Source organism: Streptomyces sp. SCSIO 75703 (assembly GCF_036607905.1).
GTDB lineage: Bacteria > Actinomycetota > Actinomycetes > Streptomycetales > Streptomycetaceae > Streptomyces.
Map to the genome: position 1 here is coordinate 973,552 of NZ_CP144555.1, position 16,466 is coordinate 990,017.

The 16,466-nt window shown below is 74.6% G+C and carries 1 protein-coding gene; it reads right to left on the minus strand.

Annotated features, from left to right (window positions below):
• The gene (locus tag VM636_RS04245; RefSeq protein WP_338483371.1) at positions 1–16,359 is read right to left on the minus strand and encodes a type I polyketide synthase; all 16,359 of its coding nucleotides are present in this window, start codon (positions 16,357–16,359) and stop codon (positions 1–3) included.
• Positions 16,360–16,466 lie beyond the last annotated feature (107 nt).

Below are 16,466 nucleotides of genomic sequence, written 5' to 3' on the forward strand. Positions count from 1 at the left end.
TCAGCCCTCGCTCGTGTTCCGGGTCGGGTCGGCGGCCGCGAGCGCGGCCCGCACCAGGTCGTCGACGTCCATGGTCCTGATCGCCTCGCCGGCCTGCCCGGCCTCGCCCTGGAGGGCGGGCGTCCCGGACGCGGCGGCGGGGGCCGCCGGGTGATCGGCCAGTTTCAGCAGGTCGTCCAGCAGGCCGGAGGCGCGGAGCGTGTCGACCGGGATGGTGCTGAGCGCCTGCCGGATGGAGGCATCGTCCCGGTCCGCCTCCGCCCCCGTGGCGCTCCGGGCGGAGGCGGATTCGGGGGTGGTCTCGGGGGTGGTCTCCTCGATGCCCGGCGGGAGTTCGTCGAGCAGGAAGTCGGCCAGCACCATGGGGCTGGGGTAGTCGAACATGAGGGTCGCCGGGAGGCGGAGGCCGGTGGCCTTCTGCAGCCGGTTGCGCAGGTCGATCGCGGCGAGCGAGTCGAGGCCGAGTTCGGTGAAACCCTTGGAGACGTCGATCGTGGCGGGGACGCGGTGGCTGACGCCGGCGACCTCCTCGCGGACGACGTCCAGCACGGTGCGCTTGCGTTCGGCCGCCTTCATACCGGACAGCCTTTGTTCCAGGGGCAGTCGTGCGGCCGGTGTGCTCACCGTGGCCACGGCGGGGGCACGTACCTCCGCCTGGACGGTGGGCCGTTCGGGAGCGCCCAGTACGTCCTTCAGCAGGTGCGGCGGTTCGGCCGTGGTGTGCTCATCGCGCCGCACCCGGAGGGGGACGAGGACCGGTTGGTCGAGTTCCAGGGCCTCGTCGAGGAGCGCGAGGCCCTCGTCGGTCGGCAGGGCGGGCATGCCCATGATGCGCATGCGTCGCAGGTCCGCGTGTCCGACGCCGCCGCCGAGGCCGGTCTTCGTCTCCCACAGCCCGAACGCCAGTGCCGTGCTGGGGAGTCCGGCGGCACGGCGGTGGACGGAGAGGGCGTCCAGGAAGCGGTTGGCGGCGGCGTAGTTGCCCTGGCCCACGCCGACGACGAGTCCGGCGCAGGAGGAGAAGAGGATGAACGCCTTCAGGTCCAGGCCACGTGTCGCCTCGTGCAGGTTCCAGGCCGCGTCCACCTTGGGGCGCATGACCGCGTCGACCTGTGCGGGAGTGAGGCCGGCGAGGAGTGCGTTGTCCATGACGGCGGCCGCGTGCACCACCGCCGTCAGCGGGTGTGCGGCGGGCACGCCGGCCAGGAGGCCGTCGACGGCCGCGCGGTCGGCGGTGTCGCAGGCGGCGAGGGTGACGTGGGCACCGAGTCCGCGCAGCGTGTCCCGGAGTTCGGTGGCGCCGGGGGCGTCCTCGCCGCGGCGGCCCGCCAGCAGGAGATGGCGTACGCCGTGCTGTTCCACCAGGTGGCGGGCGACGACGGCGCCGAGGCCGCTGGTCCCTCCGGTGATCAGTACGGTGCCGTCGGCGTCCCAGGGCGAGGGCGCGGTGGGGGCCGCCGCCGCTACCCGGGCGAGGCGGGGTACGCGTACCTCGGCGCCGCGCAGGATCGCCTCCGGTTCACCGGAGGCGACCACGGCGGGGAGCGACTCGCGGGCGGTGGCGCTGCCGTCGGTGTCGACGAGCACGAACCGGCCCGGGTACTCCTCCTGTGCGGAGCGCAGGAGCCCCCACACCGGTGCCTGGACGAGGTCCGCGGGCACGGCGTCGCTCTCCTTGGCGGGGAGGGCGTCGCGGGTGACGACGACGAGACGGGAGTTGGCGTACCGCTCGTCCGCCAGCCAGGACTGCACCGTGGCGAGGACGTGCCGGGTCACGGAGCGGACGGCGGCCGGGATGTCCTCGTGAGCGCCGGAGGAGTCGCCGGGGAGTCCGCCGGACGGTACGGGCAGGACGACGACCTCGGGTGCGGGGGCCCCGTCGGAGAGGGTGGCGCCCAGTGCCGCGAGATCGGGGTGGGGGGTTCCGGGGGCGAGGCCGGTGTCGGCGCCGACCAGCGCCCAGCGGTCGGCGGACGCGGCGACGGCCGCGCCGAGCGGGAGTTGCTGGGTGACCAGGTGGAACATCGCCTCGCGCTCGCCGCCCCGGGCCGCGGCCGCGGCGTTGACCTTGGCTGCCGTGACGGGCCGGACCACGAGCGAGTCGATGGTGGCGACCGGGGTGCCCGCGGGGTCGGTGAGTTCCAGGCGCACCGCGTCCGAACCCTGTGACCGGTGGGACTCGACGGCGGTGATGCGCACCCGCAGCCGGGAGGAACCGGCCGCGTGCAGGGTGACACCGGACCAGGAGAACGGCAGTTGGGTTCCGCCGACGTCCTGGGGGCGGCGGCCGTCCATGAAGTCGGTGGCGCTCAGGGCCGCGTCGAGGATGGACGGGTGGAGACGGAAGTCCTTGCCGACGTCCAGCGAGTCCTCCGGCAAGGACACCTCCGCGAAGGTCTCCTTGCCCCGGGACCAGATGCCGCGCAGGCCCCGGAACATGGGTCCGTAACCGTAGCCCTGGCCGGTGAGGTAGTCGTACACGCCGGAGATGTCGACCTCGGTCGCGCCCGTGGGCGGCCAGTCGGCGGCGTCCGGGGCGGGGGTGCCGGCGGGCGGCGCCTGGGTGGTTCCGGGGGCGAGTACGCCGCTGGCGTGCTTGCTCCAGGGGGCGTCGGTCCGGGCGTCGTCGGCGCGGGAATAGACGGCGAAGGAGCAGCGTCCGCCCGCGTCGGGTGCGTCGACGACGACCTGGATCGCGAGTCCGCCGTGGGGCGGGAGCGGCATCAGGGCCTCGATGGTGAGTTCCTCGACCACCTCGCAGCCGACTTCCTCACCGGCCCGGATGGCCAGTTCGACGTAGCCGGTGCCGGGCAGGAGCACGGTCCCGAGGACGTCGTGGTCGGCGAGCCAGGGGTGGGTGCGCACGGAGAGGCGCCCGGTGAGCACCACGCCGCCGGCCTCCGGTGAGGCGATCACCGCACTGAGCAGCGGGTGCGCGGCGGCACTCTGGCCGAGGCCGGTCGCGTCCCCGCCGACGGGGGCGGGGGCGTCGAGCCAGTACGTGGTGCGGTCGAAGGCGTACGTGGGCAGCTCGACCTTGTGTCCGCCGCGACCGTCCAGGACGTCGGCCCAGCGGGGGCCCCGTCCGGCGATGTGCAGCCGGGCGAGCGCCGCGAGCAGGGTGGGTACCTCGGGGCGGCCGTTGCGCAGGACCGGCACCGTGAGGAGGTCGGACGCCTCGGGCACGGCGGCCTCGGTGAGCGCGGTGAGCACCGCGTCGGGTCCGAGTTCCACGAAGCGGGTGACGCCCTGACCCGACAGGTGGGCGATCCCGTCGGCGAACCGGACGGCCTCGCGCACATGCCGTACCCAGTACCCGGGTGAGGTGAGCTGTTCGGCGGTCGCCTCGGCACCGGTGACGTGGGAGACGACACGCATCGACGGAGCGGTGTACGAGAGCCCCTCGGCGACCTTCCGGAACTCCTTCAGCATGGGTTCCATGAGGGGCGAGTGGAAGGCGTGCGACACGTTCAGCCGCTTCGTACGGCGCCCCAGCCCGGCGAAGTGCTCCGCGACGGCCAGCACCCCGTCCGCCACACCCGACACCACCACCGACGACGGACCGTTCACCGCCGCCAACCCCACCCCCGCACCCAGCAACGGCACCACCTCGTCCTCCGACGCCGACACCGCCACCATCACCCCACCCGCCGGCAACCCCTGCATCAACCGCCCACGCGCCGCCACCAACTCGGCCGCGTCCCCCAACGACAACACCCCCGCCACATGCGCCGCACTCACCTCACCGATCGAATGCCCGGCCACCACATCGGCCCGCACACCCCACGACTCCACCAACCGGAACAACGCCACCTCGACAGCGAACAACGCCGCCTGCGCATACACCGTCCGGCCCAACAACCCCTCGTCCTCACCCCACATCACCTCGAACAACGACCGGTCCAACCACCGGTCCAACTCCCCCACCACCGCATCCAACGCCCCCGCGAACACCGGGAACACCCCATACAACTCCCGCCCCATCCCCAACCGCTGCGCACCCTGCCCCGTGAACAGGAACGCCGTCAGACCCTCCGGTGACGTACCGGTGGGGGTGAGCACGTCGGCGTTCTCCCGGCCTTCGGCCAGGTCGGTCAGGGCGCGTACGGCGGCTTCGCGGTCCGGGGGCAGCAGTACGGCTCGGTGGTCGAGGACGGCACGGGTCGTGGCGAGCGAGAGGGCGATGTCCGTGAGGGAGTGGTCGGGGTTGTCCGCCAGGTGGGTGAGGAGGCGGGCCGCCTGGGCGGGGAGCGCCGAGGCGCTCCGCGCGGACAGCGGCAGCGGTACGACGGGCAACGGCCCGGCCGGTTCGGCGGTGCCGTGCGGGCCGTCCGGTGCGGGGGCCGCGGTGTCGTCGAGGGGGGCTTCCTCGAGGACGACGTGCGCGTTCGTGCCGCTGAGTCCGAAGGAGGAGACTCCGGCCCGGCGGGGCCGTTCGCGCGGTGCCCAGGTGACCGGTTCGGTCAGCAGCCGCACGCCGCCGGCCTCCCAGTCCACCTGTGGCGAGGGCTCGTCGACGTGCAGGGTGCGGGGCAGCAGGCCGTTGCGCAGGGCCATCACCATCTTGATGACTCCGCTGACACCGGCGGCGGCCTGCGCGTGGCCGATGTTCGACTTCACCGAGCCGAGCCACAGCGGGCGGTCGGCGGGGCGGTCCCGGCCGTACGTGGCGATCAGCGCCTGTGCCTCGATCGGGTCGCCGAGCCGGGTTCCGGTGCCGTGTCCCTCCACCGCGTCCACGTCGGCCGGGGTGAGCCCGGCGGTCGACAGGGCCCGGCGGATGACGCGTTGTTGCGAAGGGCCGTTGGGCGCGGTCAGGCCGTTGGAGGCACCGTCCTGGTTGATGGCGCTGCCCCGGACGACCGCGAGGACGGGATGCCCGTTGCGGCGGGCGTCGGAGAGGCGCTCGACCAGCAGGAGGCCGACTCCTTCGGCCCAGCTCGTGCCGTCGGCGGCACCGGCGAACGCCTTGGAGCGTCCGTCGGCGGCGAGGCCGCGCTGGCGGCTGAATTCGACGAAGATCTCCGGCGTCGGCATGACCGTGACACCGCCCGCGAGGGCGAGATCGATCTCGCCGGCGCGCAGTGCCTGGCAGGCCATGTGGAGGCTGACCAGGGAGGAGGAGCAGGCGGTGTCGACGGTGACGGCGGGGCCTTCGAGGCCGAGCGCGTAGGCGACGCGGCCGGAGGCGATGCTGCCCGCGCTGCCGTTGCCGAGGTAGCCGGCCAGGTCGTCGGGAACGTCGGTGACCCGGCTGCCGTACTCGTGGTACATCACACCGGCGTACACACCGGTCTGGCTGCCGCGCAGCGTCTCCGGGTCGATGCCGGCACGCTCGAACGTCTCCCACGCGCACTGGAGCAGCAGTCGTTGCTGCGGGTCCATCGCGAGGGCTTCGCGCGGCATGATGCCGAAGAACTCGGGGTCGAACTCGGCGGCGTCGTGGAGGAAGCCGCCCTCGCGTACGTAGGTGCGGCCGGGGAGCCCCGGTTCGGGGTCGTAGAGGGCGTCGGTGTCCCAGCCGCGGTCGGCGGGGAAGCCGCCGATGACGTCGACGCCGTCCGCGACGACGTCCCACAGGTCCTCGGGCGAGCGGACTCCGCCGGGGAAGCGGCAGCCGATGGCCACCACGGCGATCGGGTCGTCGTCGAGGGCGGCGGCCGGCGCGGCGGGGGCGGGGCCGTCGGTGGCCGTACCGGTGAGCAGGGTGTCGAGGTATCCGGAGACGGCCCGGGAGTTGGGGTAGTCGAAGACGAGGGTGGCGGGCAGCCGCAGGCCCGTCGAGCCGACCAGCAGGTTGCGCAGTTCGACCGCGGCCAGGGAGTCGAATCCCTGGTCGCGGAAGGCCGTGTCGGGGCCGACCGCCTCGGGCGAGGGGTGGCCGAGCACGGAGGCGACCTGCGTGCGGACGGTGTCCAGCAGGACGCGTGCGCGCTCCTCGGGGCTCGCGCCGGCCAGGCGCCGTTCCAGGGCGGAGCCGGTGTCCGTCGCCCGCACGGTGCGGCGCGCGGGGGTGCGGGCCCTGCCGCGCAGCAGGGCGGGCAGTTCGTCGTGGCGGGCGGCGAGCGCCGCCGCGTCGACGGTCAGGGGGACGACGACGGCTTCCTCGGCACCGAGGGCGGCGTCGAAGAGCGCCAGGCCGCGGTCGGCGGGGAGCGCGGGCAGCCCGAGCCGCCGCATCCGGTCCAGGTCGGCTTCGGTGAGGTCGCCGCCGAGACCGGTGCTGACCTCCCACATGCCGAAGGCGATCGCCGTCGCGGGCAGTCCGGCGGCGGCGCGGTGGGTGGCGAGCGCGTCGAGGAAGACGTTGGCCGCCGCGTAGTCGGCCTGTCCGGCGGCCAGGACGAGTCCGCCCGCCGAGGAGAACATCACGAACGCGGTGAGGTCGAGGTCCTGGGTCAGTTCGTGCAGGTGCCAGGCGCCTTCGGCCTTGGGTCGCAGGACGGCGTCGAACCGCTCGGGCGTGAGGCTGCCGACCAGGCCGCCGTCGGCGACCGCCGCCGCGTGCACGACGGCGCGCAGCGGGTGGCCGGCGTCGATCCCCGCGAGCAAGGCGGCGAGCCCGTCGCGGTCGGCCACGTCGCACGCGGCGACGGTGACCCGGGCGCCCAGGCCGGTCAGCTCGTCGGTGAGCGCGCCGGCGCCGGGTGCCTCCGCGCCGCGCCGGCCGACCAGCAGGAGGTGCCGGACGCCGTGTTCGGAGACGAGGTGGCGGGCGACGAGTGCGCCGAGGCCGCTGGTGCCTCCGGTGATCAGCACCGTGCCCTCGGGGTCCCACGGGGCGCGAGGCGCGGGGTCGGGCCCGGTGGCCCGGCCCAGGCGCGGTACCCACACCTCGCCGTCGCGCAGGGCGGACTCGGGTTCGCCGGAGGCGACGGCGGCGGCAAGCGCCTCTTCGCTCGCCTCTGCGTCGTCGTGCACGTCGACGAGTTGGAAGCGGCCCGGGTTCTCTGCCTGCGCGGCCCGCACCAGGCCCCATACGGGGGCCTGGGCCGGGTCCACGTCCTCGCCGGGCACGACCTGCATGGCGCGCCGGGTCACCACGATCAGGGGGCCGGTGGCGTGCTCGGGCTCGGCGAGCCGGTCTTGCACCGCGCCGAGCACGTGGTGGGTCAGGACGCGCACCGCGTCCGGGACGTCCGTGCCCCGCGGTGCGGCCGGGCAGCGCAGGACGGTGAACGCGGGGGTGGTGGCGCCGGCCGTCGCGGCGACGGGCGCCGTCCGCTGCCAGAGGACGCGGTGGAGGGCGGCGGACGCGGCGCCGGAGGCAGCCGCGATCTGCTCCGGGGAGACCGGTCGGGAGACCAGGGACTCCACGGTCGCCACCGGTGCGCCGTTCTCGTCCGCGACCATGATGGCGGACACCTCGTCGCCGCGTATCCGCTGGATGTGGACGCGCAGCGAGGGCGCGCCCGCGCTGTGCAGGGTGACGCCGTTCCAGGTGAAGGGCAGCAGGGTCGCGGCATCGGGGGCCGGGTCGGTGAGCAGGTCGGCGTGCATGGCGGCGTCGAGGAGCGCGGGGTGCAGTCCGAATGCCGCTGCCTCACCGCGAGCGGGGTCGTCGAGGGCGACCTCGGCGAACACGTCGTCGCCGCGCCGCCAGGCGGCTCGCAGCCCCTGGAAGGCGGGACCGTAGGCGTATCCGCGCGCGCTCAGCCGCTCGTACGCGGAGGCGGTGTCCGCCGGGGTGGCGCCGGGCGGTGGCCACTGGGTGAGGTCGAACGCCGGGTGGGGTGCCTCACGGGTCAGGGTGCCGTGGGCGTGCCGGGTCCAGGGCGCGTCGGGGTCCGTGGTGCCGCGGGAGTGGATGGCGACGGAGCAGGCGCCGGAGGGGTCGGGTGCGCCGACGACGACGCGCAGGGCGACTCCGCCCCGGGCGGGGAGGGTGAGCGGCGCTTCGAGGAGCAGTTCCTCGATCCGGCCGCAGCCGACGTGGTCGCCCGCGCGCACCGCGAGTTCGACGAAGCCGGTGCCCGGCATCAGCACGCTGCCCAGGACCCCGTGGTCGGCGAGCCACGGCTGCGTGCCGGTGGCGAGCCGTCCGGTGAGGACGGCTCCGCCGTTGTCGGGCGTCGCCACGGCGGCGCTCAGCAGGGGGTGGACGACGGTTTCGAGGCCCGCCGCGTCGAGGTCGCCGGGGGCGGTGGGGAGGTCGAGCCAGTAGCGCTGGTGCTGGAAGGCGTACGTGGGCAGGTCGGGGCCCCGCCCGATGCCGCGGAGGCCGAAGAGGGCGTCCCAGCCGACGGTGACGCCTCGCGTGTGGGCGCGAGCGACGGCGGTCAGGACGTCACGGGTCTCGGGCCGGTCGCGTCGCAGTGTCGGGACGAACGCCACCGCGTCCGCGTCCTGGACGCAGTCCTGGCCCATGCCGCTGAGCACGGCGTCGGGGCCGATTTCGATGAACGTCGTCACACCGCGCGACTCCGCGAACGCCACCGCGTCCGCGAACCGCACCGCCTCCCGCACATGCCGCACCCAGTACTCCGCCGAACCCCACCCCTCGGACACCTCACCCGACACCCCCGACACCACCGGAACCGAAGCAGCACCGAACGACAACCCGGCCACCACCTCACCGAACTCCGCCAGCATCGGCTCCATCAACGGCGAATGAAACGCATGCGACACCCGCAACACACTCGTCCGCCGACCCCGCCCCTCGAACACCGCCACCACACCAGAAACCGCGGCCTGCGCACCCGACACCACCACCGAACGCGGACCATTGACCGCCGCGATCCCCACCCCCGCACCCAGCAACGGAAGCACCTCAGCCTCCGACGCCTCCACCGCCACCATCACCCCACCCGCCGGCAACCCCTGCATCAACCGCCCACGAGCCACCACCAACACAGCCGCATCCCGCAACGACAACGCACCCGACACATGCGCCGCCACAACCTCACCCACCGAATGACCCACCAGGAAGTCCGCACGCACCCCCCACGACTCCACCAACCGGAACAAAGCCGTCTCCACCGCGAACAACCCCGCCTGCGCGAACAACGTCCCACTCAACAAACCCGCGTCCGCACCCCACACCACCTCCCGCACACCACACCCCAACAACGCATCCAACTCCGCGACCACACCGTCAAACGCCGCCGCGAACACCGGAAACGCCCCATACAACTCCCGGCCCATCCCCAACCGCTGCGCACCCTGCCCCGTGAACAGGAAGGCGGTCTTGCCCTCGCCGGCCCTGTCCCGCACCGGCCCCGTTCCGGCGGCCAGCGCCGTCAGGGCGGCGGCGAGTTCGGTGCGGTCGGCGCCGAGTGCGACGGCGCGGTGGTCCAGGGCGGCGCGGGTGGTGGCGAGGGCGTGGCCCGTAGCCGCGAGGACGTCGTCCGGGATCGTCGCGAGGTGGTCCAGCAGGCGCGTCGCCTGCGCGCTGAGCGCGTCCGGGGTCTTGGCCGAGAGCGGCCAGGCGACCGGGCCGGACGTCGGCCGCGCCTGCGCCGGCGCGGGCGCGTCCTGCGGTGTGGTGGCGGGCGGCTCCTCGATGATCACGTGTGCGTTGGTGCCGCTGATGCCGAACGACGACACCCCAGCGCGGCGCGGGCGGCCGTGGGCGGGCCAGGCGGTGGGCTCGGTCAGCAGGGCGACGGCGCCCGCGTCCCAGTCCACCTGGGTCGAGGGTTCGTCGGCGTGCAGGGTCGCGGGCAGGGTGCCGTGGCGCATCGCCTGCACCATCTTGATGACGCCCGCGACACCGGCCGCGGCCTGGGTGTGGCCCATGTTGGACTTGATGGAGCCGAGCAGGAGCGGGCTACCGTCCTCGGAGCGCTCCTGGCCGTAGGTCTCCAGCAGTGCCTGGACCTCGATCGGGTCGCCGAGGGTGGTGCCGGTGCCGTGGCCCTCGACCGCGTCGACGTCGGCGGGGGTGAGCCCGGCGACGCTCAACGCGCGGCGGATGACGCGCTGTTGCGCGGGCCCGTTGGGTGCCGTGAGGCCGTTGGAGGCGCCGTCGGAGTTGACTGCGGAGCCCCGGACGATGCCGAGGACCCGGTGGCCGTTGCGTTCGGCGTCGGAGAGGCGCTCCAGCAGGAGCATGCCGACGCCCTCGCCCCAGCCGGTGCCGTCGGCACCGCTGCCGAAGGACTTGCACCGGCCGTCGGCGGCGAGACCGCGCTGCCGGCTCATGTCGACGAACGTGTCGGGGGTGGACATGACGGTGACGCCGCCCGCGAGGGCGAGGGAGCAGTCACCCCGGCGCAGGGCCTGGGCGGCCCAGTGCAGGGCGACCAGGGAGGACGAGCAGGCCGTGTCGACGGTGACGGCGGGCCCCTCGATGCCGAGGGTGTAGGCGACGCGTCCGGACGCGACGCTGGCGAGGCTGCCGTTGCCGTGGTAGCCGGCCACCTGCTCGGGCAGCGGGCCCAGCCGCAGGCCCCAGTCGTGGTACATCACCCCGGCGAACACACCGGTGTCGCTGCCGCGCAGGGAGTGCGGGTCGATGCCCGCCCGCTCGAGGGTCTCCCAGGCGACCTCCAGCAGCAGTCGCTGCTGGGGGTCCATGGCCTGGGCCTCGCGGGGGCTGATGCCGAAGAACTCGGCGTCGAAGCCGGACGCCTCGTAGAGGAAGCCGCCTTGGTCGGTGCGGCTCTTGCCCGGGACGCTCATCTCCGGGTCGTGGATGTCGGTGTCCCAGCCCCGGTCGGTGGGGAACGCCGAGATGACGTCGCGTCCCTCCTCGACCAGGCGCCACAGTTCCTCGGGCGTCGTCACGCCGCCGGGATAGCGGCAGGCCATGGAGACGATGGCGATGGGGTCGTCGTCGGACGCGAGGGGGGCGGCCGGGGTGTGGTGGCGGGCAGGGTGTTCCGGGTCGCCGCCGAGGCGGGAGGCGAGGTGGTCGGCGAGCGCGCCGGGCGAGGGGTAGTCGAAGACGAGGGTGGCGCCCAGCGGCAGGCCGGTGGCGGAGCCGAGCCGGTTGCGGAGTTCGACAGCGGCGAGCGAGTCGAAGCCCAGTTCGTTGAACGCCCTGGCGGGGGCGACGCGTTCCGGCCCGTCGTGGCCGAGGACGGCGGCGACTTGCGTGCGGACGAGGTCGAGGAGGATGTCGCCGCGCTCGGACCGGGTCAGGCCGGTCAGACCGCGTGCGAGGGACTGGTCGACGCTGACGCCGCCGGCGCCCACGGCGCGGCGCGGCGGTCGTACCAGGGCGCGCAGCAGGGCCGGTACGTCGTCGGCGCGGGCGTGGAGCGCGCGCAGGTTCAGCCGGACGGGGACGACGGCCGGGTGGGCGTCGGTGGTGACCGCGCGGTCCAGCAGGGCGAGGTTCTCCGCGACGGACAGGGGCTGGAGGCCGAGGCGTTCGATGCGTCGCAGCGCGGCCTCGTCGAGGGAGCCGCCCATGCCGCCGGTGCCGGTCCACAGTCCCCAGGCGAGCGAGGTGGCCGGGAGGCCGAGGGCGGCGCGGTGGGTGGCCAGGGCGTCGAGGAAGACGTTGGCGGCGGCGTAGTTGCCCTGTCCGGCGCCGTCGAGGAGGGTGGCCGTGGAGGAGAACAGGACGAACGCCGACAGGTCGCTGTCACGGGTGAGTTCGTGCAGGTTCCAGGCGCCGTCGGCCTTGGGACGCAGGACGGTGTCCAGGCGTGCGTCGTCGAGGGAGTCGATCAGTCCGTCGTCCAGGACGCCCGCCGCGTGGACGACCGCGCTGAGCGGGAGCCGTTCCGGTACGGAGGCCAGGAGGCGGGCCAGCGCGTCGCGGTCGGCGGCGTCGCAGGCGGCGATGGTGACCTCGGCGCCGAGCGCGGTCAGCTCGGCGCGCAGGTCCCCGGCGCCGGGGCTGTCGGCGCCCCGGCGGCTGGTGAGGAGCAGTCCCCGGACGCCGTGTGCGGTGACCAGGTGGCGGGCGAGGGTGGCGCCGACGCCGCCGGTGCCGCCGGTGATCAGGACGGTGCCGTCGGTGCGCCAGGGGGCGGCGCCGGTCGCCGGGGCCTGGGTGGTCCTGGTCAGCCGGGGTACGTACAGCCGGCCGTCGCGCAGGGCGATCTCCGGCTCGGTCGAGTCGGCGGTGAGGCGCAGCAGCGTGTCGGTGTCGAGCGAGCCGTCGGTGTCGAGCAGGAGGAAGCGGCCGGGGTGCTCGGCCTGTGCCGAGCGCACCAGGCCCCAGACGGGCGCCTGGGCCAGTGCGGCCCGCTCGCCGGGGGCGGCGGCGACCGCACCGTGGGTCAGCACGGTGAGCCGGGCGGTGGCGGAGCGTTCGTCGTCGAGCCAGGACCGTACGGCGGTGACCGTGGTGCCGAGGGCGGCGCGCAGGCCGGCGGCGGGGTCGGTGCCGGACGGGGTCGTGAGGACGTGGACCGCGGTGTCGGTGGCCGGTGTGGTGGGGGCGGGGGCCGGCAGCGGGGTCCAGTGGACGTGGTAGAGCGCGTCGGGATGGGCCGTGGCGGCCAGTTGGCCGGGGGCCACGGGGCGGACCACGAAGGAGTCGACGGAGGCCACGGCGGCCCCGGTGGCGTCGGCCAGTTCGAGCGCGACCTCGTCGGCGCCGGTGGCGGTGACGCGTACCCGCAGGGTGGTCGCGCCCGTGGCGTGCAGGGTGACGCCGGTCCACGCGAAGGGCAGCAGGACGCGGTCGTCGGGACCGTCGGAGGTCGCCTCGGTGGCGAAGTCGGTGGCGTGCAGGACGGCGTCCAGGAGCGCGGGATGCAGACCGAACGCGGACGCCGGATCGCCGGCCGCGTCGGGCAGCCGTACCTCGGCGAACACCTCGCCCTCGCCCGCCCGCCACACCGCGCGCAGACCGTGGAAGGCGGGGCCGTAGCCGTAGCCCCGCGTGGCCAGGTCCTCGTAGAGGCCGGTGACGTCGACGGGCTCGGCGCCGGGGGGCGGCCAGCTTCCCCGGGCGAAGTCGGCGGCCTGTGGGCCGGACGGGTCCTGCGGGGCCAGCCGGCCCGTGGCGTGCCGGGTCCACGGCGCGTCGGCGGGGGCGTCCTCGTCGCGGGAGTAGAAGGCGAGGGCGCGGCGCCCGTCGGTGCCGGGGGCGTCGACGACGATCTGCAGGGCGACGCCGCCCGTGGTGGGCAGGGTGAACGGGGCCGCCATGACGAGTTCGTCCAGGCGGTCGCAGCCGATCTGTTCACCGGCCCTGACCGCGAGGTCGACGAAGGCGGTGCCGGGCAGCAGGACGGTACCCGCGATGACGTGGTCGGCGAGCCAGGGGTGCGAGCGCAACGAGACCCGCCCGGTGAGGACGGCGCCTCCGGTGTCCGCGAGGCCGACGACCGCGCCCAGCAGGGGGTGGTCGGCGGCGACCTGACCGAGCGCGGCCGCGTCCTGGGCGGTGTCGGGGGCGTTCAGCCAGTACCGCTCGCGCTGGAAGGCGTAGGTGGGCAGGTCGACCCGGTGGGAGCCGCTGCCGGCGAAGAAGGCGTGCCAGTCGACGCGGGTGCCGCGCGTGTGGGCGGTGGCGAGCGCGGAGAGCACCTGGCGCGGCTCGTCGTGTCCGCGCCGCAGCACCGGGGCGAACACGGCGCCCGCGTCGGCGCTGGTACGGCCCAGGGCGCACAGCACCGGGTCGGGGCCGAGTTCCAGGAAGGTGGTGACGCCCCGGTCCGTGAGCGTCCCGACGGCGTCGTGGAAGCGGACGGCATCGCGGACGTGGCGCGTCCAGTACTCGGGGTCGCCGAGTTCCCCGGCGGTGGCGAGCCGGCCGGTGAGGGCGGAGACGACGGGGATCTTCGGGGCGGCGTAGGTGAGGATCTGCGCGATCTGCCGGAAGTCGTCGAGCATGGGGGCCATGAGCGGCGAGTGGAACGCGTGGCTGACCCGGAGCCGCTTGGTGCGGTGCCCGGCGGCCTCCAGGCGGCCGGCGACGGTGGTGACCCCCTCCGCGTCCCCGGACAGGACGACGGAGTGCGGGCCGTTGACGGCGGCGATGCCCACCGTGTCGCGGCAGTCCGCCAGGTACGGTTCCACCGTCTCCTCGGCCGCCTCGACGGCGATCATCGCGCCGCCCTCGGGCAGGGCCTGCATCAGCCGGCCGCGCGCGGCCACGAGGGTGGCGGCGTCGTCGAGGGAGAGGACGCCGGCGACGTGGGCGGCGGTCAGCTCACCGATGGAGTGCCCGGCCACGTAGTCGGGCCGGACGCCCCAGGACTCCAGGAGCCGGAACAGGGCGACCTCGGTGGCGAAGAGGGCCGCCTGCGCGTACATGGTGCGGTCCAGCAGGGCCGCCTCGGGAGTGCCTTCGTCGGCGAACAGGACGTCCCACAGGGAGCGGTCGAGCTGGACGTCGAGATGGCCGATGACCTTGTCGAGCGCATCGGCGTAGGCCGGGTAGGTGTCGTGGAGGCGGCGGCCCATGGCGAGGCGCTGACTGCCCTGCCCGGTGAAGAGGAAGGCGGTACCGCCCGCGATGGCCGAGGTGAGCACGTGCGGGGCGTCGTCGCCGTCGGCCACGGCGCGCAGCCCGTCGCGCAGGCCCGCGAGGTCCTCGGCGAGCACGACGGCGCGCTGCGGCAGCGCGACACGGGTGGTCGCCAGGGAGTAGGCGAGGTCGAGCGGGCGGACGGCGGGGTCGTCCTCGACCCGGGCCAGCAGGCGCCGCGCCTGGTCGCGCAGGGCGGCTTCGCCGCGGGCCGACAGAGTGAGGGGCACGAGCCGTTCGGTGCCGGTGGGCACGCCCTCGTCCCCGGCCGCCGCGGACTCCGCCGTCGGGAGCGGCGGTTCCTCGACGACGATGTGGGCGTTGGTGCCGCTGACGCCGAAGGAGGAGACGGCGGCCCGGCGGGGCCGGTCACCGGGCGCCCAGGGCACGGGCTCGGTCAGCAGGCGGACGTCGCCGGCCGTCCAGTCGACGTTGGGCGTGGGGTCGTCCACGTGCAGCGTCGCGGGGAGGACCCCGTGCCGCATCGCCATGATCATCTTGATCAGGCCGGCCGAGCCCGCCGCTGCCTGGGTGTGTCCGATGTTGGACTTCACCGAACCGAGCCACGCCGGGCCGTCGGAGCGGTCCTGACCATAGGTGGCCAGCAGCGCCTGGGCCTCGATGGGGTCACCGAGGGTGGTGCCGGTGCCGTGTGCCTCGATGGCGTCGACCTCGCCGGCGGTGAGTCCGGCGTCCGCGAGGGCCTGGCGGATGACCTGGCGCTGGGCCCGGCCGCTGGGCGCGGTCAGGCCGTTGGAGGCGCCGTCCTGGTTGACGGCCGTGCCCCGCACGACCGCGAGGACGGGGTGGTTGTTGGCCTGTGCGTCGGAGAGTCGCTCGAGGACGAACACACCGGCGCCCTCGGCGAAGGCGGTGCCGTCGGCGGCGGCGGCGAACGCCTTGACCGTGCCGTCGGCCGCGAGACCGCGCTGTCTGCTGAACGCGGTGAACACCCCGGGGCTGCCCATGACGGCGACACCGCCCGCCAGCGCGAGGGCGCACTCGCCGCTGCGCAGTGACTGGACGGCGAGGTGGAGGCCGACCAACGAACCCGAGCAAGCGGTGTCGACGGTCAGCGCGGGGCCTTCGAGGCCGAGCGTGTAGGCGACGCGGCCGGAGACCACGCTCGGGGCGTTGCCGCTGAGGAGGTATCCGTCGAGGCCGTCCGGCGCCTCGTGCAGGCGCGTCCCGTACTCCTGCGGCTCGGCCGCGACGAAGACGCCGGTGCGGCTGGAGCGCAGGGTGTCCGCGTCGATCCCGGCCCGCTCCAGGGCCTCCCACACGGTCTCCAGCACGAGCCGCTGCTGCGGGTCCATCGCCAGGGCCTCGCGGGGGCTGATCGAGAAGAAGTCCGCGTCGAACTCGGCGGCTCCGGCGAGGAAGCCGCCGTGGCGGGCGTACGTGGTGCCGGGGGTGGCCGGGTCGTCGTCGAAGAGCCGGTCCAGGTTCCAGCCGCGGTCGGTGGGGAACGCGTCGCGGATGTGGGTGCCCTCGGCGACCAGCCGCCACAGGTCGTCGGGGGACGCCACGTCGCCCGGGTAGCGGCAGCCGATTCCGACAACGGCGATCGGATCGTCCTCGTCCGCGGAGCGGTGGGCCACGACCGGGTCGGGCAGGTCGGGCAGGCCCAGGGCCTCGGTACGCAGGTGCGCGGCGAGGGCGACCGGTGAGGGGTGGTCGAAGGCAACGGTAGGGGGCAGCGGGAGCCCGGTGGCGGCGACCAGCCGGGCGTGCAGGGCCAGCAGGGCCACGGAGTCGAGCCCCAGCTCGCGGAAGGCGCGTGCCGGGTCCACCGGCGGCGCCGCGTCCGGCCGGGCCTGCCGCAGCACGGCGAGGGTGCTCTCGCGCACCAGGCCGAGCAGCACCCGGGTCTGCTCCGAGGTGGGGAGGGATTCCAGCTCACGCACGAGTGCGGCCTGCTGCACCGTGCCCCCATCCAGCACACCGTCGGTGCCAGAGACGAAGTTTCCCGACTCGGTCATCTGCACTCCACACACTTGTCGCCCGTCGCTGGACGGAAGTCACCAAGAAACCGCAGCACTTGCGGGTCACGCTATGAAGGCGAAAGGCCGCGCACAGCCCCTATCGC

Coding starts and splice junctions, on each gene's coding strand:
- VM636_RS04245 (WP_338483371.1), bottom strand. CDS start 16,359: ATGACCGAGTCGGGAAACTTCGTCTCTGGCACCGACGGTGTGCTGGAT.